Source organism: Zhongshania antarctica, from assembly GCF_014202945.1.
In the GTDB taxonomy this organism is placed as follows: domain Bacteria; phylum Pseudomonadota; class Gammaproteobacteria; order Pseudomonadales; family Spongiibacteraceae; genus Spongiibacter; species Spongiibacter antarcticus.
In genome coordinates, this window is the sequence record NZ_JACHHW010000003.1 from 158,187 (window position 1) to 179,686 (window position 21,500).

The 21,500-nt window shown below is 52.9% G+C and carries 10 protein-coding genes; 4 read left to right on the plus strand and 6 right to left on the minus strand.

Translation table 11 applies throughout. From position 1 onward, the window contains the following. Positions 1-6: 6 nt before the first annotated feature. The 6 genes from HNQ57_RS05800 to HNQ57_RS05825 all read right to left on the minus strand — a co-directional run bounded on the left by HNQ57_RS05800 (position 7) and on the right by HNQ57_RS05825 (position 15,004). Positions 7-519, minus strand: a complete 513-nt coding sequence (locus HNQ57_RS05800; RefSeq protein ID WP_184461661.1) for a pilus assembly PilX family protein — start codon at positions 517-519, stop codon at positions 7-9. Between the two features lie 32 nt (positions 520-551). Continuing rightward, positions 552-1,616, minus strand: a complete 1,065-nt coding sequence (locus HNQ57_RS05805; protein WP_184461940.1) for a PilW family protein — start codon at positions 1,614-1,616, stop codon at positions 552-554. Between the two features lie 10 nt (positions 1,617-1,626). After that, positions 1,627-2,082 carry a type IV pilus modification protein PilV gene (gene pilV, locus HNQ57_RS05810; RefSeq protein ID WP_184461662.1) on the minus strand — a complete coding sequence of 152 codons (456 nt, stop codon included), beginning with the start codon at positions 2,080-2,082 and terminating at the stop codon, positions 1,627-1,629. Positions 2,083-2,497: 415 nt separating this feature from the next. Further along, positions 2,498-12,589 carry a thrombospondin type 3 repeat-containing protein gene (locus tag HNQ57_RS05815; RefSeq protein ID WP_184461663.1) on the minus strand — a complete coding sequence of 3,364 codons (10,092 nt, stop codon included), beginning with the start codon at positions 12,587-12,589 and terminating at the stop codon, positions 2,498-2,500. 353 nt (positions 12,590-12,942) lie between these two features. Next, on the minus strand, positions 12,943-13,458 hold the full coding sequence (locus tag HNQ57_RS05820; RefSeq protein ID WP_184461664.1) for a YgjP-like metallopeptidase domain-containing protein: 516 nt from the start codon (positions 13,456-13,458) through the stop codon (positions 12,943-12,945). Positions 13,459-13,504: 46 nt separating this feature from the next. Further along, entirely contained in the window at positions 13,505-15,004 is a 1,500-nt protein-coding gene (locus HNQ57_RS05825) for a protein adenylyltransferase SelO (protein WP_184461665.1), read from the minus strand. A 278-nt stretch (positions 15,005-15,282) separates the two neighbouring features. On the opposite strand from HNQ57_RS05825, the gene plsB reads away from it, so the two are divergent. The 4 genes from plsB (at position 15,283) to HNQ57_RS05845 (ending at position 21,295) form a co-directional block, all read left to right on the plus strand. After that, a complete protein-coding gene (plsB, locus tag HNQ57_RS05830; protein WP_184461666.1) occupies positions 15,283-17,754 on the plus strand; it encodes a glycerol-3-phosphate 1-O-acyltransferase PlsB in 2,472 nt (823 codons plus the stop codon). Between the two features lie 48 nt (positions 17,755-17,802). Beyond that, positions 17,803-18,192, plus strand: a complete 390-nt coding sequence (locus HNQ57_RS05835; RefSeq protein ID WP_184461667.1) for an MAPEG family protein — start codon at positions 17,803-17,805, stop codon at positions 18,190-18,192. A gap of 206 nt (positions 18,193-18,398) precedes the next feature. Then, on the plus strand, positions 18,399-20,591 hold the full coding sequence (locus HNQ57_RS05840) for a TonB-dependent receptor (protein WP_184461668.1): 2,193 nt from the start codon (positions 18,399-18,401) through the stop codon (positions 20,589-20,591). 113 nt (positions 20,592-20,704) lie between these two features. Continuing rightward, a complete protein-coding gene (locus tag HNQ57_RS05845; RefSeq protein WP_184461669.1) occupies positions 20,705-21,295 on the plus strand; it encodes a GNAT family N-acetyltransferase in 591 nt (196 codons plus the stop codon). Positions 21,296-21,500: the final 205 nt, after the last annotated feature.

A 21,500-nucleotide genomic window follows, 5' to 3' on the forward strand; every position in this document is an offset into this window, starting at 1 on the left:
CATTTTTTATTCGCGGCGATAAATTGTGCGCAGTACCACTATCGATCTGTCACTGACGCCAAAACCGCGTGCGGTGATGCGGTAATTGGTAATGACTTTTACGGGCTTGCCAGCGTCGAGCGCAGCAAGGGGGTCATCAAGCTGTGTAAGTTCTTCAAGGTAAAATTGCGGTGCGCTGGAGACTCCACTTATACCGCTGGCAGTTCGCCAGCCGGTGGAGGCAATATCATTCCAGTCGGGTGGTGTGCATTCAACGCCGTTACCGCTGCATTGCTTGTATAAACCGTTGCTGCCGTTAAAGGGACCAACTGCCGTGGCCTGCAAAACTTTTTCGCCTTCGCGCAGTGCGGCTTCAGCAGCTTGGAATGCGGAGTTGGTGTCTCTTGCATTACCGGCCATACGCTCTTGTAAGGTGGTGGACTGCAGCGCGCTGGCGCAAATAATAGTGAGAATCAGCATAAAAACGAGGCTGATAAGCAGCGCGGCACCCCGTTGCGATGAGGGATTAATTTGGTTCATGCGCTTGTCCCTTTGTCCCATAGCGGCGACTCTCATGGCAGGCGATTGCGAATCGCGACCGCGGTGCGATATACCTGCCGCAGGCGTTGGTCACTGGCAACGGCGGCGCCATTGAATTCCAGATTGTTTTGCACAAACTCGCCGGAGGAGCCAACGATATTGTCATCGAGACTGTGCATGAGTAATTCGATGCGAATACTTAGTACGGCCGCCCAGTTGCTCACGTCGGCGGCGCTGCGATAAACATCAATATTGCGGTCATCATTGGTGTCTTCACCGTAGCTGATTTGCATGTTTTCAACGCCTTCGACAAGCTCGGTGGCTGCCGGGGCCGCACCGCTGCCGAGGCTGCGGGCCTGAACCCATAGCGAGTGAATGGGATTGCCCGCTGCTGTGGTGCGATTGGTGTCGCGAATAAAATAGGCCAGTGATTGAAAGCCCATGACTTCGGCATCGGTGCTGTAGATCTTGCTTAATCGATTTGGCGTATTGTTGTTGCTCGCGTGGGCGATGGTCACCTTACTATTATTGTTGCCATTGCCATTGCCATTGCCATTGCCATTGCCATTGCCGTTGGATACGTTTGTCGCTCTAAAAAGATCGGCGGTGATGCAGTCTGTAACAAACACGAGGTCATTAGCACCAATACCTGCTGGGTTGGCGCTAATTTGAATATTGGCATTATCTTGGTCGACGTTGCCCACTAAATTAACGGCGGGTGAGGCGGCGCGTTGAATAATAACGACGTCGCTGTTTTCAACCGCATCGTAATCATTGCTGGCACTGACATTGTCCTGCCCGACCAAAACACCGGCAGCTGAGAAGTTAAAGTCGCTCGGCAGGTTTTTGGCAATGATATTGACGGGAATGCGCTCTAGGTTTGGGCAGCCCATATAGCCCGCCATGCGGAGATCTCGGGTAAGAAAACTGATAGCAATACGGCCACTCTCTTGGAGTTGTCCTGCCGCTTCTAAGATGCGCTGACTGCGCTGGCTGGCAAGGGTGACTTGAATGACAGCGGCGCTTAAAAATAGCCCCAAGGTCATGGCGATCATCAGTTCAACAATGCCGAAACCGGCCTGTGCAGGTCGCGTCATAGACTTGCCCTCATAGCTCAGTTGTAAACACAAATGACTGGAGGTGGGTGCCATTGGCGTCGGCCTGCCTGCTACTGCTAATACGGCTTTCGTCCCACTGTACGATGATGGTAACAATGTTGCCGTTTCGGGCGACGCTGCCATCGCCCTCGCTTAAATAGGACGTCAGCGCATTAAACCAGTCATGTAGATCAGTTTCAGCAATGGTGCTGGGAGTGCCGTTGGGTGCGTTAGCGCTAAGGGCAATATCGTAATGGCCCGATAATGCCGCCGTGCGATTGGCCCGCATGCGGTCAGCGATTTCATACGCCAGCATAGTGGCGTGAGAGCGCACATCAGATGTCTGATTAAATTTAATGGTATTGATATGAGTGGCGACGGTGCCCATGACGCCGAGGGCTGTAATCAGAAGAGCGATTAAAACTTCTATTAAACTAAAGCCATTTGAGCGTTGGCGTGTCGGCATAGCAAATTCCATTTGCAGTGTGGATACGTCGTTAAATCTAAATACAGCGATCTGAGTTTGTTATGGCAGGCTACTTCCTGTACTGCCATGTTGCTTGTTGCAGCAATTAATTTACTTGCTGCACTTCATACATAATGCATTTTTATTTGCGTAAACGCATAAACTTTTGTAGCGCAGATTCTGGCAGAGGTTTGTAGTGTTTGTCTACCGTATGATTTCTTGGGGTGAACCTAGCCACACTTTTTTCGCTCTCAATTACACTAAGGTATATTTTGTTGGGGTTTGGAATTGTGATGTTGCGGCCGACTAAGTAATAAAAAAGGCCAATACCGGAATGGGTATTGGCCTTTTAATTTGCGCCTATTAACTATTGCAGTGCTTTCGTCCTATTTGCTCTAGTTGTGATCGGTGTCCTTTATGGTATTGCTGGCAGTTGCGGGCAGAGATCATCACGAGTCACGCCGTTAACGTTTAGTACCGCACTTATTGGGTATAAAAAGTGCGACTTTTGACATTTTGCTGAGGGCTCGCGACGTGGACATTCGTGGGGATCATCGTTTCTTTGTCCGGCCGGCATTGCTTCAGGGTCACGGGGTGGAACGTTGCCGATAGGTGCCGGCAAGGTGCTGTCGGCGGCGCAGCGGCCATCGGGCGCGGCATCCCACGAGGCATCGAAAATGGCCAGCGCAGAACCGACGTACTGCTTGTCAATGTACTGCGCACCGCTGGCAACGGTGAGGTCGTCAAGTAGCGCGTATTCCTGCTCGTCGGGGTGACGGTTGGGAAACGCTAAATCTTGACGGTCAACACCCGCATGAATAGTACGTGCCATTACATCGGCGCTCCACATAGTGACCTGATGATCAGAGAAGCCAACTTGCAATAAAAGTTCGTTGTCAGGTGTATTGGGGTAGGGCGTATTGCTTGAACTGGCGGTACCCATATGGTGGGCGTAGCCGTTGTTTTCAGCGCGCTCCCAGAGCATCTCCATTAAAGAGAACACCAAACTGCGATCAAGGTCATCGTGATACGCGAGATTTAAGGGAGTGGCGTAAATGTCAAAATCCACGCTGCGTCTGAGCAGGGTTGAGTAATTCATACCCGGCACACCGAGTACCCCGCGGTTTACGTCGCGAGATACCGCGACAACTGCGCCGCCCATAATGCCGCCCTGGCTGTTGCCGTCGTAGTACACTTCATTAGTGGTAAATAATGCTTTGCCATCGCCATCTTGGAATGCTGGCTGCGCGGCAAAACCCTCGGGGTGTTTCATGGCACGGGCCAAGAACATCATGTTCAGCATGCCCTGCTGAGAGCTGTCGGTAAGTGAGGGTAGATTAGAAACATCCAGCAATATTGCGACGATGCTTGCGATATCCCCCTCGGAAAAGCCAAACCAATCGACCGCGCAGAACATCATATTATGGGCGTCTGCCATGTCGGCAACATGCCCCGAGTTAACTTCGCCACGACTGCCGAGTAAACCGTGCCCGTAGAGTGAAGGCCGTGCCGGGCTAATAAAGGCCGAGTTCGGAATATTACAAATATACTTGCGGGTCATGGTGGCTTGCGGGCTAGCTCTATCGGGCAAGCCATCGCCAAACACGGATCGCGAGTCCGGTGCATCGGTGGGATTATAGAAAAAGCGATTTGGCGGCGCACTCACGGCGCGGCCGAACTCCGGCGCGTCGGGATCAAACGGCAAGCACACCTCACTCGTTGGCGCTAAGTCACGACATTGGCTGCGAAGTTCTGCAAGTGCGTCTGGGTAATTGTCGCGCAGCTGATTAAATAGTTCGTTGAATTCTCCGCCTTCAAGTGGCGAGGGGTCGCTCGGCATTATATAGCTAGGCACGGTAATCGTGCCTTCTATACGACGCGCGATGCGCGGGTTGGAGGGGTTAGTGTTACTGTCGACGGTAATGGTCGGCGCCTGTCCCATTTCGTAGCCGGCTTGCCCCGGTAATATATTCACGGTTTCGCCTAGTGTCGCAAAGGCGTCATCACGAATATGCAATAAGCGGCCAGCGAGGCTGCGCTCGCTGGCAACGGTGAAATCCCAGGCGAGGTAGAGTTCGTCGCGATGAATATCCTGAGGCAAATAGTCAAAGACTTGGGTTTCTAATTGCGCGCAGCGGTCGTTGAGTTGCGGAAGTAGAGTGGTGTCCCCGTCGCGACACATACGAAAAGCCGGGCCAGCCGCAATGGTTTCGCCGCTATTATTTTTTAATTTGCGCAGCGCAACAATATAACGAGTGCTCTCTTCAAAGTTTTGCGCGGGGCGAATAATCAGCGCAGGCCGTGTTTCGCCTTTGGTCGGCGGTGACGGTATAGGTTGATCGGTTTCGGGTATCTTGCCCTGAACAAAAATGCCTGCGTTCAAATCAATTTCTGCCCAGATCGGATGGCGCTCGCCCGTCGCTGTATTAATGACCACTATTGGCGCGTCGCTGGCGGTGTAATCGGCCAAACGAGTAATTGGCACTGCGCCTTCAATGGGGCCGATGGGTTTGCCGCTTTGGTCTTTGACAGTAGCAATATCCGGAACATAGGTCAGGATCATTTGACCGGGAGAGAAGCCGTCGTTGCGGTTCCACTCAGTAGGGTCAATTGGCTTCCCTGCAACATTGCGCGGCATCGCTAAGGGATTAAAGTTTACCCGGCGGCCGGTGCCGCCCATGTCGGCCGATTGCGGCGTGCCGGCATCGGCCTGAGTGGTGTATTGATCGCTCGGGAAGGGGAATAGGCAATGTGCCGGGTCGAGCATATCGCAGCCCTGCACCTGAGCTTGCGCTGCGTGCAAAATAACTTCGCGATTGGCTGGCAATGGCGCCCCGCTATTTACGATTTCTGCGTAGATTTGGTCTGCGGCCGCCTCTAGCTGGGAGTCTAGTTCGGGACTTATGGGGATGCAGCTACTGCCATCGGGAGTACATATTGTTAAGTCGGTCTGATCACCAATATCACCAAATACCGAACACATGCCGTCGGGAAATCCGGCGGCAAGGCACTGGCTGGCGAGCGGGGTGTTGGGGTTTACTAGCTCGCAGAACATCGTCGCCTCGTCGCCGCCAAACTCATGGCAGCGGTCAGCGTATTCGCGCTGCACATAGTCAACGCGGAATCCCGCCATACTAAACAGGCATTCGTTACTCGCGGGGTCAGTCTGACAGGCCGCCAGATACGGTGGTAAATAGGCTTGTGCCTCTTCTTCCAGCTCAAACAGCGGAATATAACCTTGGGTTCTCAGCAGCGGTGCAGTTAAGGGCCCTAAGGAGACAAACTCTTCGTAGCCAGTAAATGGCACACCGGCCAGCCCGCCGTCACCGGAGGCATCAAGTGCGCTGAATTCTTCTTCGGGAATAATATAACCAAAGCTGTTTTGGGTTAGCCCGAGCAGCATGGTGTGGGCGTTAGGGTTCGCCAGCGAGCGAATCCACTTGCCAAACGTGCCGGTCGCCTCACCGGGAATGGTGACAATTTCCAGTCCGGTTTCAGCATCACCTAAGGTTATGCGCGTAACGTTTGTGGTGGTATACGGGGTGGCTTGGGGTAAGTACTGGGCCTGCGCGCGGGCTTCCTCGGGCAATTGACCATTAGTGCCGGTAAAGTCGTAATACTGGTTAAAGGCACCAAGCAGGCCTGCGCCAACAAACAGCGGGTTTGTTACTGGCAGCACCACTTCCTCGTTGCGAATGCTAAGACCGTAGCTAATGCGGCGCTCTATAGGAAAACCAAGTCCGCCGTCGGCGATGCCTTCACCCTTGCAGTGCTGGTTGCCGTAATCGGCAGAGACATTGTCGTATTTAGGATCGTTTACGCAGCCTTCGCGACGTCCCGACGACGAGGCGTCGGCAATGGGGCCATTAAAGTAAAGTGCAACGCCGCCAAGCGTTTCTAGGTAATCGGTAACACCGAGGGGGTAGTCGGGGTGGGGAATACGTGGCGACTCGTTGATAGAGGTAGGGTGACCACTAAATTGCATAAAATGCGCAACGGGCTCGCCACTGCTGAGCGATATTGCCTGCATCAGCGTGCCGACAACATCTGAGTCAATATTGGGGTCGGTTTGGCGCGGACGTCGGTAGTTATTAAACTCCGGCAGGGCGCCACTGCGCACTGTCAGTTCAACATCTTGTTTACGCGAACGGGCTTCGACCACCGCCGCGACTGCTTGTGGGTATAAGACATTGCTAAGCCAGCTTTGCGGTACACCGCCCCACAAACCTTGAAGGTCGGCACCCGCGTGACTGTGGGTTTGGCCAAAAACAATATTTGTCGATGGAATGCCGGTGGCAGCAACAATCGCTGCGCGAACATTATTTTGAATAACATTACCGGCGCCAATAGCGTCTAAGACTAAAAACACCACTTCCTGATTATTGGCGATATTTTCTGGGTCGGGCTGTTCGATAACCAACGCGCGAATCCAGGTGCTTTCTAAACACTGACTTTCGGTAAAACTGGCAGGATCGTAGCTGCTTTGGTCTTGCAGTAAACAGGGCTGCTCGGCGGCTTGTGTAAGCTGGTCGCCAGCCATGTTGAACGGGTCAGAGAAATTTTGCAGGGGGTTTAGGCCAAAGCCGCCAAGATTGAATTTTTGGGTGCGCGGGGCAGCGCCTAAGCGCTGCTCCGTTTCGCCGCTAATCTGGCTGGCGTTTGGATTGACGCGTTGTTTACTCGCGCCAACGCGCAGTGTGCTCTGCGTGGTGTCGTTGTCATAGAGCGTAATTGTTGCCGTTGCGGATTCGCCAATAACAGCAAAATCAGAGGAGTCGACGTTCAGCTCAAAGGTTTCGGTACCTTCAAGCTCGTTGTCGTCAATCACATTGATCGTGACACTCGCAGTGGTATTTCCCGCTGCAATCACCGCGCTGCCAGTGCTCTCGCTATAGTCCATGCCGGCCTGTGCGCTGCCGTCAATGGTATGAAAGCTAAATGAAATGTCGAAATCTTGGGCTGCGCTAATAGCTACCTGAATTTGAACAGTGGCGTCATTTTCGCTGGCGTTAGTATTGGCGGCCGAGATAGTAGGCCGCTGGGAATCTGAACAGCCGCGAATAATCTGGCCATCGTTTGCCGGTGTGTTAGCACAGCTGTCGCTGTTATCGCCAACGCCATCGTCGTCGCTGTCATTGCTCTCGCTTGAATCATCAGGGAAGGCATCGCTATTGTCGCCAATGCCGTCACCGTCGCTGTCGTAACTCTCATTGGGGTCGAATGGGAAGGCATCGTCGGCATCGTTTACGCCATCGTTGTCATCGTCATTGTCAGCGTTGTCACCGATACCGTCGAGATCGTTATCTCTGCTTTCTGTTGGGTCATTGGGGAAGGCGTCTTCGCTATCGGGCACGCCATCGCCATCGCTATCTGCAGCACAACCGCGGCCGCGCATGTCTTCGGCGTTGAGCACGCTATTGTGACGCGGATCTGTCAGGCGGAAAGCCGAACGCTGGTAGATAGAGAGGCGGTTTGCCGTGCAATCGCCGGAAATTTTGTAGGGAATATTGGCGCCAGTTAATGGATCGAAGGTGCCTGCGCCAATACTGCTTAGGTCTGCGCTATTATCAAACTGCTGCGCTTTTAGGCGATCAACGGCACTTAGGTCGTCGCGAACGTAGCGATCAAACCAGGCTTGGGTGTAATACATTGAAACCCGCTCGCCATAGCGGCTGGCCGGTAAAATCAGCGGTACGTACGTCCATTCTAAGTGCGTGCTTGAGCGGAGACCGATACGCATGCTGTCGACATTGGCCGCCACCATTTGCTTGTAAGCACCCAGTTTTGTCTCTGGGTTTGGCGGGCTGTCTGGGTTTGCTGGCGTTGGATTGAAAAAGTACTCAGCGGTCAGGCTTAAGCCCGGCGCTTTGATTGGTAGGGTATCTGTATCGCTCACGCTGGACAGGGAATCCCAGCCGACAATGGCGCTAATACAGCCATCGCGCTGGGCGCGGGGGGTTGCTGGGTCGCAGGCGAGTTCCTGACCAACCACCGAAATAGCCGAGGCGCCTAGAGAGTGCCCCGCATGGCCGATGCGGCTGCGGTCTACGTCAGCGGCAAACGGATTGAATAAATTGCTGCCAGCGCTGTTGCCGGTGTCTTCAATGTAAAGACTGCTTTCACTAGATAGCAGCCAGCGATGTGCGTCGCGGGCGCCTTGTAAGAAGTTGTAGGCTTGTTGGAAAGGTACGCCGTCACAGCCATTACTATCACAGGCATAATTGCCATCCGGTGAATGCGGGAGTGTTTCGGAACGGCCCTGGCCTTGTACGTCGTACATCAGGACCAGATAACCGGCTTCAGCTAGGCCTTCTCCGGCCCAGTTGTACATTTCTTGGTAGCCTTGAATTGAGCCTGTAGTAATAACAATCGAGGGGTAGGGGCCTGGCACGTTAACCGGCGGCCGGAATACCCGGCCAACTAAGCGGGAGCCGCTCTCCGCGACAAAGCTGATGTAGTCAACGCGGCCACGGCCGGCGTCTTCCCAGTCTTGTTCAATTCGGTAGGGGTCAGTGGTGCGACCGCCTGGGGTCCATTGCGCCAAGGTCCCCCTTGGGCGAGTGGGGTCTGCTAATTGCTCAATGAGGTTGTAGCTAAAGGTCCGTGCGGTGCCTTCGGCTAGCGCAACACTGAAGGCCGGGTGCAGAGCCATGTCAGTGAGGCGCTGCAGGGAGCACATTACGTTCAAAAAGTCGCGTTGCTGCCATGCATTGGCGTCAGTCGCTGGGTCTGGATTGCCGGCGGGCGAGTCGCAATAACTTTGGCCGGGGGCGGTTCCGCTTAGGGGTAAACCCAGTGTGTCGCTGAGATTGTGGACAACGTCTAGAACACCGACAACACCGCAAGCTACTCCGCTGGGGTCTTGTTCACATTCGCTTGCGGCAAATTGACACAGCGGCAAGTCGGCGTTAACCAAGCACCTACTTACATCGGCAGCGATGCCAGCGAGTGCTGACATGGTACCCGTGGGGTCACTGTTCTCAAGCGGATTGACAATGTCGCTTAGTGGACATTCTGGTGAGCTGAGCCCACCGTTTAGGCAGATTTCTTTTTTGGGGGCACTGAGTAGCCCTACCAGTGGCGACAGTGCGCAGTTCTCTGCACGGGCGTCGGCATAGCAACCGGCCAGTGGCGATTCGGCGCCAGTGGCGGGCGCGCCGCTGCTAAGTGAGTCCGTTGCGCTAATGTTGGTGAGGGGCTCACCGTCAGCGTCAGTGGTATACAAAGGTAGCTGCACGGTCCCTGAGATCATGACTGCAGGGATACTTGCATCCCGCGAGGCGGCCGCGGCAAATTGCGGATGTACTGCATAAAATAGCAGCGCAAGCTCATCGCCCGGCAATAACCGTTCGGCAACCCCGGTCAAGTCAATGTCGTGGGTGCCGAGGCCCCGAATAGGGGTGAGCTGGTCGTCGATCAATCCAAAATTGGGCGCAAAGCCGCTTTTCTTGCCAAGGCCAACAAAGGTAATACTGTCGCAGCCGTCGCGGCTACCGAGTGGATTGCGGCCGTTGTCGCAGGCCATCTCATTGATACCGCTAAGGCTGCTAACGGTGACCTCGATATGGGGCATACCGGCGAGAATTAACTCCTCGGTCGCGGTACCTAAAGTCGCGTACACCGGCAGGTTGCCGCTGACATTGGCAACGCCGATTAGACCGTTGGGTACTGGAGTAACTGGCGCGAATTCGCGCGTCGTAAACAGCGCTTTAGTAGAGGCATTGGCCGGATCAGCTTGCGGTGCTAAAACCTTATTGGCGGGCAGGGTGACTGAGTCACCGTCGGTGCCTAGGGCAAAACACACGCTGTCGACGTCGTCGGTTTCCATATTGCGAAGTTTTTGCTCAAACCATGCTTTGGTGTCGAATTCGCACGTTCCTGTGCCAGACGAGGTTTTGTCGGGGGATTGCACAACCGGAAGCACGTGCCCTAGTAGCGCGCCATGATGGGTCTTAATGCTGACCTGTGCGCCGGCAGCAGTAAGGCACTGCTGGTTCCACCACACTTCATTGAAATCGAATAAGGTGTCGATCATGCCGTGGGTCAATAGCACGTCTAAACCGTCGAAGTAGCTGCTGGGTGAGGTCGCGCCGACTAAGAAATTGCCGAGACCGGGGCGGCCATTCTCTTGCTGGTCGGGAACATTGTAGCTACTGCTTTGATCGATCATCGGAATGCGATCGTCGGCCTGACTGTAAGCCGGATACGGCATGCTCGGCAGGCCATTCGCGGCGCACCAGTAACCAAGCCCACGGTAGTGGAACCAGTCAAGCGAACGGCGTGGCCACTCATTCGTTGCGAGGGCACGGGCGACGGTTTCTTTGGTAAACGGGTCTTGGCTGAACTCCAGTGGCGAAAGGTTGCGCTGCTCAGTCTGTAAGGCTTGCAGACCTGCGGCATTGCCCTGCGCTTCACCGGCCCCAGACAGAACTAATCCCCAGGCACTTTTAACCACATCACCGGGGTTTAATGAATTACGAAGGTCGTGCCAAGTAATGTCTGGTGCAATGGCGTCAAGACGTTTTTTAGCATCTGTTGCCAACAGTGCTAATTGAAAACCACCCCCGTAGCTCGAGCCTTGTGCGCCAACGAGGAGGTTAACGCCGTCAGCCACGCTAGTGCTATCAGCAGGACGCGGGGCGAATTCGCCGGTCGCTTCGTTGCGCCAAGCTAAATAGTCGAGATTTTTTTCTGCCCAGTCCAGAATTTGGTTTAAGTACTGGCCTTCAAAATCAGGGTCCATTGCGCGTACCGTGCCGCTGGAGCCGCCAAAACCGCGTGGATCCCAAGATATAACGGTGTAGCCCGCGTCCCGGTAGTCGTCAAAGCCGGTGGTGGCGCGGGGTAAACTGTATCCCGGACCGTGCATCATTAATGGGTGCGCGGCGCGGTGGAGTTCGTTGCAATTAATGGCGCTTGGCTCTAAAACCTGAAAAGTGACGACCTTATCGTCGTAAGTTTTAAGGGCAATTTCGAGGCTATTGCCTGCGTTGAGATTACTGTCAAGTTCGCAGGACGCCACGACTATTTGACTTGCACTGCAGCCCTTGGAGTTTGCGGGCTCACCGGTTGGGGTATTGCTACAATCGTCGCTTTTGTCACCAACGCCATCGCCGTCGCTGTCTTTGCTCTCATTTGCATCATAAGGGAATGCGTCTTCGCCATCTTTAACCCCGTCGCCGTCATCATCGTCATCAGTATTGTCGCCAATGCCGTCGCCGTCGGTGTCGGTGTGTTCGCTGGGGTCAAAAGGGAAGGCGTCGTCTTCATCTTTAACGCCGTCGTTGTCATCGTCGTCGTCAGCATTGTCGCCAATGCTGTCCAGATCATTGTCTTTGCTTTCGTTCGGGTCGTAGGGGAATGCATCGTCTTCGTCTTTAACGCCGTCATTGTCATCGTCGTCGTCAGCATTGTCGCCAATGCCGTCAAGATCATTGTCTTTGCTTTCACTCGAGTCGTAAGGGAACGCATCGCTATCGTTTGCTATGCCGTCATTGTCGATGTCGTCATCGCAGGCATCGCCAATCCCATCGTTGTCAGTATCGCTTTGCTGGGCGTTGCCAATGATCGGGCAATTATCAGCGCCGTCTTTAATACCATCACCGTCGGTATCCGCTAGGCGCGGGTCGGTATCGGTTTCGTCTTCATCAAGAATACCGTCGCCATCGGCGTCGGCGTCGCAAGCATCGCCGCGCTCGTCGCCATCAAGATTGAGCTGGTCAGGGTTTGCGGTATCGGGACAGTTGTCTTCACTATTCACAACGCCGTCATTATCGCTGTCTTGCGCCTCGTCGACTTGATCAACGCAGCCATTGGCATTCACGGTGGCGCCAGTCGGGGTATTTGGGCATTGATCGTCGGCGTTATTTACACCGTCGCCATCGCTGTCGGTGCCGCTGTCAGTGTTGCTGTCATAGTCGTATTGGCCATCGCTAATATCAGCTTCGCTGGTATCCAGGTGAGCCTTTGCGGTTTCTTTGCTTACCAGCTCGCGGTTGCCGTCGTTATTTGCACTGCGGGCAAACTCCGCTAAGGCGCTGTCGTCAAAGTTCAGAAAATCGACGGTGCCACTAAATCGTTCAGCGGCCTGCTGTGTGACAGCGCTAATGTTGATACCGTTGCGTGGATCTTTATCGGAATCTAAGGTAATAAGAAAACGACCGATGTTAATACGAATCGTCTCGTTGTTATTGGCCAACTGTTTGGGGGTAATAAACACTGTGTCACCCGACGTCAGCACCGCGCCGAGGGGAATTTTTCCCAAAGTGAAACGGAGGGTTTCGCCCGCGTTAAATCGAAAACTGCCGTCAGTAGGGGTAATCGATGGGAAGAGATTATTACGGGTGTATTGTAGGCCTTTTACCGGTCCATCAATCACGTAGCCGGTCAGGCTAGTTTGAGGTGACGTAGGGCGTTCGGTGGTCGCATTACTGCCTCCGCCCCCACCACAAGCCGATAAAATCAGACTAGAAATAAGGAATGTGAGCGGTTTAATCGTGTGCTTCATGCATACACCTCGGGCTGAGTGCAAAAGGAACGGTTTTGTCACCACGGACGGCCAAGGGCGGGCTGGGGCGAGTTAAGGATAGTCATTTTTATTGTTAGCACTTCACGTCGGGTACGGCATGGGGCTGCGTACTATTCGGTGTTATCGGTGCATATATTGCCAGTAGTATACATTCTGGCTAGCTTGTGACAACACGAATAAGAAGCGAGACTTGGCTGCTAATGTCGCCGAATTGGCGGAAAGTGATAGTAATCAATAGGCTAACGGCAAATGTTGTTGGCGAATATTTGATCAAATTACGGTAATTTAATACAGGCTGGGCTAGAACGTATTCATGCGGAGAACTTGCGCTCTTACTCGCTTACAAGCTCGCGGGCGGTGAGGTAAATCCGTAAATCAAATTCCAGTTGGTGGTAATTGGGCAGCATGTATTCACAAAGTTTGTAAAAGGCTTTGTTGTGGTCAGCTTCCTTTAAGTGGGCCAGCTCGTGGACCGCAATCATTTCTAAGAACTCCGGCGGCGCATGTTTAAACAGCGAGGCAATTCGGATTTCTTTTTTGGCTTTTAATTTTCCGCCCTGCACGCGGGACACAGCAGTGTGCAGGCCTAGGGCGCGGTGGGTAAGGTCGAGACGATTGTCGTATAAAACTTTGTCTATTTGCGGGGCATTGCGAAGGTGGTTTTGTTTTAAGGCATTAATATATTTGTATAGGGCTTTGTCACTTTGAATGGGGTGTTGCTGCCCGTAGCGCTGCTCAATATAGGCGGCTAGGCGCCGCTCGTTAATGAGTTGGCGCACCTGATTTTGCAGGTGCTCTGAATAGCCCTGTAAATATTTTAGTGTGATGTCGCTGGCGGCTTGGTTCACGGTTTTATGGTTACCGCTTTGAGTAGGGTTTGTTGGATGGTCATTCTTAGGTGCCGCAAAAAGTTTGGTGCACTTGCTGCTCAGGTTTCGCGGGCATAGCGTAGCGCGACTTTGTAGGGTCAAATTCGCAGGGTTTTGCTAATACATCGATTAGCTGATTAAAAAAGCTGAAATCGCCATTTTGTTCTGCGGCGGCAATCGCTTCTTGTACGAGATGGTTGCGGGGAATAAACACTGGATTGGCGGTAAACATCTGCGCTTGGCGCTGGGCAGGGCTTTGTGGGTCTTCGCTGATACGCTGGCGCCATTGTTGTAAACACGGAGTAAAGGCTTCGTTAAATTCAAACAACTCGCGAACGCTGCTATTAATGCAGGCGGTCTCGTTACTTAACTCCGCTAGGCGTCTAAAACACAGCGTAAAGTCTGATTTTTGCGCTTCCATAATACTGAGCAGCGTTTGAAATAAGGCGTCGTCACTGTCTTTAAATTCACTCAGGCCGAGCTTGTCTTTAATAATAGTTTGATAGGCTGTTAGAAATTGCGCAGGGAAGGCATTAATGGCTTCTTGAGCAATGGCCACGGCGCTGTCGTCGTTTGCCGTGGGGCTATTGTCGAGAATCGGCAGCAGCGCTTGGGCCAATTGTATTAGGTTCCAGTGCGCGATGCTGGGCTGGTTGCCATAAGCATAGCGGCCGTTTTGATCAATAGAGCTAAATACCGTCGCCGAGTCGTAGCTGTCCATAAACGCGCAGGGGCCGTAGTCAATAGTCTCACCGCACAACAGCATATTGTCGGTGTTCATCACCCCGTGAATAAAGCCAATACTCTGCCATTTAGCAATTAAACTGGCTTGGCGGCTAATAATGTCATTGAGCATTGCCAGTACTGGGTTTTCAGCCTTGGCGGCGTCAGGAAAATGACGTTGGATAAGGTAGTCGCTGAGGGTTTGCAGGGCTTCGTTGTCTCGGCGCGCAGCAAAAAATTGCATGGTGCCCACCCGAATATGGCTTTGCGCCACACGGCTGAAAACTGCGCCGGGTAAGCCCTGGTCGCGAAACACCATTTCGCCACTGGTGACGGCGCCTAAGGCTCGCGTGGTAGGTACACCCAAAGCCGCCATGGCTTCACACAGAATATATTCACGAAGTACCGGCCCCAGCGGCGATTTACCGTCGCCGCCGCGCGAATAGGGCGTGCGCCCTGAACCTTTAAGCTGCCAGTCATAACGCACACCGTCTGTGCCGATTAACTCGCCAAGTAAAACTGCGCGGCCATCGCCGAGCTGGGGGTTCCAACCGCCAAACTGATGGCCTGCATAGACTGCAGCAAGGCTTTGGGCGCCGTCCGGAACGTGGTTTCCCGCCATGGTGGCGATGCCCTCTGCGGAGGCAAGCCAGTCTGGGGAAATATTCAATTGCTCTGCTAACGCGGCGTTAATACGAATGAGGCCGGGGTTTGGCACCGAACTTGGCGCTTGCGCGGTATAGAATGGCCCAGAAAGGCGGGCGAAACTATTGTCAAACACGGGGCTGCGGGATTCGCTCATGGTATCGACCTGTATAAAAACGGTAAAACAACGGGTTTAGACTAAGGTTTAATGCTATTGAGGGAATTGTACCTCCAATAGCGAGGACTTACCTGTTATCCCTAAGACGGCTTTTTAGCGGCCGAAAGTTTGGCCTTTAGCGAAAAACGCGACGGGAGCGTGCAGACCAAGTAAAATTGCCGCCAGCGGCCACAATGGCCCTAATCTAGGCGCTTACTCGGCGTAAAAACGACAAATATAATTGAGTGGGCGCAGAATTGACTAAGGATTTGAGCATCATGCCGTGGTTTACCCGTTTGTATTTTGTGTTGTGTCGAATTTTGTCGGCGCCTTTTCTTGCTGGCGTAAAACCAAAGCTAATTCAATTTGATGAAGCGCTGTACGATGAGCTTCGCGGTAAGCCGGTTTGCTACGTACTGCGTTTGCACAGCTGGACCGATCGTTTTTTGCTAGAGCGCATCTTTAAAGCCCATGATCTGCCATTGTTGCGCACCTCACCCGGCAAATTACCTGATGCCGGCCACGCCAGCTGTTTATATTTGCCCGTGTTAGCGGGGCAGCGTGGCGGCTCTCGTGGTCAGAAAACCATGGCGGGCTTAATCGAGCAGGCCGCGCAAGGCGAATATCCCCTGCAGATTGTGCCAGTATCAATTTTTTGGGGTCGCAACCCCGGCAGTGAAACCTCGTTCTTTAAATTACTGCTCGGCGACGGCGAGCGGGCCGGTGCGCTGCGTAAATTGCTGATTATTATTGCCCAGCGTCGCAATGTACTCGTGCATGTCGCCCAGCCCTTAACCTTTGATAAATTTGTGGCGCGCAAAAAAGACCCAGAGGCCGCAGCGGCCATGCTGGCCCGCATGATGTCGTTTTACTTTTCGCGCCGGGCAACCGCGAGCCTCGGGCCGCGCTCACTGTCACGCCAGCAAATTATTGACGTTGTGCTACGTCGTCAAACAGTGAAAGACGCAATAGCCGCTGAACTCACAGGCCCAGAAGACGATGTGAGCGCCCTTAAAAAGAAGGCGCGGAAAATGGCCGAAGAAGTTGCGGCCAATTACAACGACCGGATGATCCGCGCGCTAGAATTGATTCTGAGCTGGGTGTTTCGCAAGATTTTTTCGGGCTTAAATATTCATCATGTTGAACGCTTGCGCGAGACAGCCAATAGTCAGCAGCTGATATACATGCCCTCTCATCGCAGCCATTTCGATTATTTGCTCATCTCTTACACGCTTTATGTGCAAGGCTTGTTGGCACCGCATATTGCCGCTGGCGTGAATTTAAATTTTTGGCCGGTGGGTGGCATGTTGCGTCGGGCGGGTGCGTTTTATATTCGCCGCAGCTTTACTGGGCAGCCCCTCTATACTGCGGTATTTAAATCCTATTTAGATGTAATTTTGAGCCGGGGCTACCCCGTGGAGTTTTTTCCCGAGGGTGGCCGAAGCCGCACCGGACGATTATTGCCGCCCAAAAAGGGCATGTTGCGAATGACGGTAGACAGCTTTATTCAGCAGCCTGGCCGCTCGGTGGCTTTAGTTCCTATTTACATTTGCTACGACAAACTGGTGGAAAGCGCCTCCTATGTTAAAGAGCTGCGTGGCGCCGCCAAACAAAGTGAGTCGGCAGGCGGCTTGTTAAAGGCGCGTAAAATCTTTAAATCGTCCTACGGCAGCCCCCATATCGCCTTTGGTGAGCCGCTAAGTCTGGATGAATGTTTTAGTCATGTTGAGCCTAATTGGCGTAAGTTGAACCAGCAGGGCGACCAAAGTTTTGTGCCCGCCGTGGTTGACTATATTGCCCAAGAAAATATGGAGCGGATCAATGCGGCGGCAGTGGTGAACCCCATTGGCCTAGTGTCGATGATCTTATTGTCTAGCCCCCAGCGGGCGATGGCGGAAGATGAATTGCTCCTGCAGATTGATCATTTCATAGCGCTATTAAAGCGTTTGCCCTATAGCCCAGATGTCACTTTGCCCGAGGGCAGTGCCAAACATATATTTGAGCAGGCAGCTCGCACGGCGGGGCTTTCGCGCATCGAACATCCCTGGGGGCCGATTATTACTGCGACCGGAAAAGAAGCGGTAATGCTAACCTATTATCGGAATTCGGTGATGCATGTGCTCGCCTTGCCGAGTTTGATTGCGCGCTTTTTCCGCCACAGTCAGACCGTTAACGAGGCCGAGTTAATTCAGGCCTGCGTGTTACTTTACCCCTTTGTGAAACAGGAATTGTTTTTGCGCGTGAGTATTGCCGATTGTGCCGAGGCGGTTGCCGAGCAAATAAATAATTTGGTCGACCTCAATTTGCTGAGTCGCAACGAGGTAGACGGCACTTTGAGCCGCGCCAATGTCGGCACCGAAACCTACGCCGTATTGACCGGGCTTGGTCGTATTCTGCGGGAAACCTTTGAACGCTACACCGTAACGAGTTTGCTATTGGTGCAGGAAATTTCTGACACCCCAGCGCCTCGCAAAGACATTGAACAACACACTATTGAAATGGCGCAGCGTTTGGCGATATTAAGTGGCCGCGAGGCGCCGGAATATTTCGATAAAAACTTGTTTCGTGTTTATATGGACACCCTCATAAAGCAGGGTCTGTTAGTGCTTGAAGAGGGGAGCGACGAGGAGTTGCTCCGGGTAGATAAACGTCTGGAGTCTTTGTCGCAGCGCTGGGTGGCTTTGTTAGGGCCCGATGTGCAACAAAGTATGCAGCAGTTAATACGCAAGCAAACAATCAATGGCAATTGAGACGCAAAACTTAGCTTCTCAGTGTATTTATAAAATAGGAATAAGAAAATGGCATTAGTTAGCGTTGTAATGGGTGTAATTTTACTCGAATACATTGTGTTTGTGATGATGGTTGGAATGACCCGCGGTAAAACCGGTATTCAGGCCCCGGCCATGACCGGAGACCCAAAGCTGGAAAGAATGATTCGTGTGCAGCTAAATACCCTAGAGCAAATGGTGGTGGTGATTCCCGCGATGTGGTTATTTGCTAGCTATATTAGTGCGCCGGTAGCTGCAGGCTTAGGTGCCTTGTTTGTTCTTGGTCGCGCGCTGTATTGCCGGGGCTACCTAATGGCGGCAGAAAAACGCAGTCTAGGCTTTGGTATTGGTGGTTTGGCAACACTGGTATTAGTACTTGGTGGCCTCTATGGCAGTGTAATAGCCGCGTTAGCTAGCTGAGTTTACTGGCCTCGAGTGGCGCGATACCGCCGTGTCACTCGAGGTTTAATATGCGCTACTTTCATCGTAAAAGTCCCTTCCCAGTTTACCTACTCACTCGATAATCCATACAGACGATAGCTCGCCAATAGCGGGAGCTGCGACTATCTCTTGTTAAATGGTGCGGTTTTGATTCCGCAATAATAAAAATGACAAGTGAGACGGTTATGAGCAATTTTGTTTACCGAGTATCGGCTCTCGCGATGGCGATTGCGCTCAATTCGAGTGGCGCGCTGGCTGCAAACGATTTGGCGCTAGAAGAAATTTTGGTTACCGCCGAAAAGCGGGAAAGTTCTTTGCAGGACACCCCAATCTCAATTCTGGCATTTTCAAGTGAGCGGCTCGAGCGCTTCGGTATTAGCGATCTTGGCGACATTGCGGGCTTGGCGCCCAATGTCACCATTACACCGTTCCCCAATAGTCGCAGCTCCCTTGTGGTATTTATGCGCGGCGTTGGCAATAACGACAGCCAGTCAACTCAAGATCCCGCAGTGGGCATTTATTTAGACGGCGTTTACGTCGCGCGCAGTATTGGCTTAACCAGTGATGTGGCCGATCTCGAGCGCATTGAGGTACTGCGGGGTCCGCAAGGCACCTTATACGGTCGCAATACCACCGGCGGCGCCATCAATTTAATTACCGCCAAGCCCGGCGAAGAATTTGCCATTAGCCAGCAGTTCAGCGCGGGTAATCGCGATTACTGGCGCTCATTAAGCAAAATTGAAAGCGGAAAAGTGGGCGGCTTTTCGGCCAAGCTAAGTTATTTAGAGTCTGGCCACGACGGCTGGGTTGAGAATACCGGCGAAGGTAAAAACTTCGGCGAAGAAGAAAAACAAGCTGGCCGCGCGGCCGTGCGCTGGGACCTCAACGAGAAGGTGAGTATTGATTACGCTTACGATTTCTCTGAAATTGACGGCCCCCAGCATTATTACCAAACCACGTCCTCTACCGGCAATGCCATTCCGGCGAATGAACAGCGCAGTGACACTGGCAGTTGGGATGGCGGCGTAACACCAAGCCACACCGAAATTAGCGGCCACAGCTTTATTGTTAGCATCGATACCGGCTGGGGCGAGCTAAAGTCCATTAGCGGCTACCGAGAGCTGGCCGAAGATATTGTGCAGAACTACGGTGGAGGTCTTCCCGGCTTTAAAATTGGTGTCGACATTGAACAAGATCAGCTCTCGCAAGAGTTTCAGTTTGTCGGTGAAAGCGGTGAAAACTGGCGCTATGTCGCGGGGCTGTATTACTTTAAAGAACACGGCAGCGAACTAGAAACCGACACCGTGCCGGTGGTAATAGCCAATCCCAATCCGCTGTTGCCGCCCACCTTGCTCACGGTGACGCTTGAAGATCGGCAAATCTATTCCACCTCCGAGGCCTACGCTGCCTACGGCCAGCTGACCTGGTCTCCGGCGATGCTTGCGCATCGTTTAGATGTGACTTTGGGCGGACGCTACACCGTCGACAAGCGCGAGGCGCGCAAAGACAGCGCAGTGTATTTTACTGGCGGCGAACAGTCAGACAGCGAGACCTGGAGCAACTTTAACCCCAGCCTCACCCTAGATTATAACTGGACCGACGAGCTGAGTACTTTTGCTAAAGTGGTCACCGCCTATAAGTCGGGTGGTTACAATGTGCGCAGTACCGAAGACGGCTTTACCCCGCCTTTTGACGAAGAGCATATGGTGTCCTACGAGTTAGGGGTCAAGTCGAGCTGGCTTAATAATCGCGTCAGCGTCAACGCCTCGGTGTTTCGCGCTGAATACGAAGACATGCAATTGCAGCAGATCACCAATAACGCCACCATCTTCCTCACCGACGTATTCAACGTAGGTGAGGCTCAGATCGACGGCTTTGAAGTTGATGTCATGGCGGTGTTAATGCGCGGCCTAACCATGCAGCTGTCTTACGGCTATACCGATGCCGATTTCATCGAGTATATCGACCAGCGCGGCGCTAGCCCAACCCAGGGCGAAAACGTCGCCAATCAGGCCGAAATGCCCTACGCTCCAGAACACAATTATACCCTTGGTTTAGATTATGAACGCGCGGTGGGCAGTGCATCTAGTCCCATGATGCTGAATGCGAGTATCGACTATCAATGGACCGACGAGCGCTACGGCACGGCTTTTAATGACGATATGAGCGGCTTTTTCCTCGACGATTACGGCCTAGTAAACGCGCGGCTCGCGCTGTCGGATATCAGGCTTGGTCGTCTTGGCCTAGAAGTCGCACTGTGGGGTCGCAACCTCGATGATGAGGAATACAAAGTGCACAGTATTAGCCTAGGTGCCTACCAAGCGGGATATTTTGGTGAGCCCAAAAGCTATGGCATGGATGTTCGCCTGAGCTTCTAATTACGGCTACAACACCAATGCCAGCAGCGGCAACGATTTGTTCATGACGCTGCTGTTGGCATTCGCTTTGCATTTCCAACTGTAGTTAAATTGGCTATAGACATGGAGGTGTTATGGTATTCGACAAGATAGTATTAGACGGCCCCAGCGTGCGACTAGAGCCGCTGTCGATTAGCCATAAGCAGGGTCTAGCCGAAGCCATCGACGACGGCGAATTGTGGCGAATCTTCGTTACCAAAGTCCCTCACCCTGATGACCTCGACGAATTTATCGGCAACGCCTACTATGCGCTAGAAGAGGGCGACGGCCTGGTTTTCGCCATTATCGATAAACGCAGTGGCAAGGTAGTTGGCTCCAGTCGCTATATGCGCGCCAGCCCACCAAATAAACGCGTAGAAATCGGCTTTAGCTTCATTGCCAAATCCCACCAAAAAACCCACATCAATACCGAAGCCAAACTTTTGATGCTTAAACACGCCTTCGAAAACCTAAAAGTAAATCGCGTCGAGTTCGTCACCGACTTCCTCAACCAAAACTCCCGCAACGCCATTTTGCGTTTAGGCGCCAAGCAAGAAGGCATCCTGCGCAACCACATGGTAATGGCCGACGGCCGAATTCGAGACTCCGTGGTGTTCACCATTATCAGTAATGAATGGCCGGGAGTTAAACAGCACCTTACGGCGAAACTGGCACAGACTGCTTAGGGTGAGCTTGGTGTGAATGCTGTTGATAAGCTCATTAGCCAACAGCCCGCAATTAGCGAGGTAACGTCTGACTGGGTTCATGCCATACGCTGGAGGCGTGTTACTGCAATTACCTCTAGCTTCGTCATTCTGAGCTTGATTCAGAGTCTAAGGCCACCGAGGCGCTTCACGGCCACTCCTCTAGATGTTGGATTAAGCCTGGTAT

Coding starts and splice junctions, on each gene's coding strand:
- HNQ57_RS05840 (WP_184461668.1), top strand. CDS start 18,399: ATGAGCAATTTTGTTTACCGAGTATCGGCTCTCGCGATGGCGATTGCG.
- HNQ57_RS05815 (WP_184461663.1), bottom strand. CDS start 12,589: ATGAAGCACACGATTAAACCGCTCACATTCCTTATTTCTAGTCTGATT.
- HNQ57_RS05800 (WP_184461661.1), bottom strand. CDS start 519: ATGAACCAAATTAATCCCTCATCGCAACGGGGTGCCGCGCTGCTTATC.
- HNQ57_RS05835 (WP_184461667.1), top strand. CDS start 17,803: ATGGCATTAGTTAGCGTTGTAATGGGTGTAATTTTACTCGAATACATT.
- HNQ57_RS05825 (WP_184461665.1), bottom strand. CDS start 15,004: ATGAGCGAATCCCGCAGCCCCGTGTTTGACAATAGTTTCGCCCGCCTT.
- HNQ57_RS05805 (WP_184461940.1), bottom strand. CDS start 1,616: ATGACGCGACCTGCACAGGCCGGTTTCGGCATTGTTGAACTGATGATC.
- HNQ57_RS05845 (WP_184461669.1), top strand. CDS start 20,705: ATGGTATTCGACAAGATAGTATTAGACGGCCCCAGCGTGCGACTAGAG.
- pilV (WP_184461662.1), bottom strand. CDS start 2,082: ATGCCGACACGCCAACGCTCAAATGGCTTTAGTTTAATAGAAGTTTTA.
- plsB (WP_184461666.1), top strand. CDS start 15,283: ATGCCGTGGTTTACCCGTTTGTATTTTGTGTTGTGTCGAATTTTGTCG.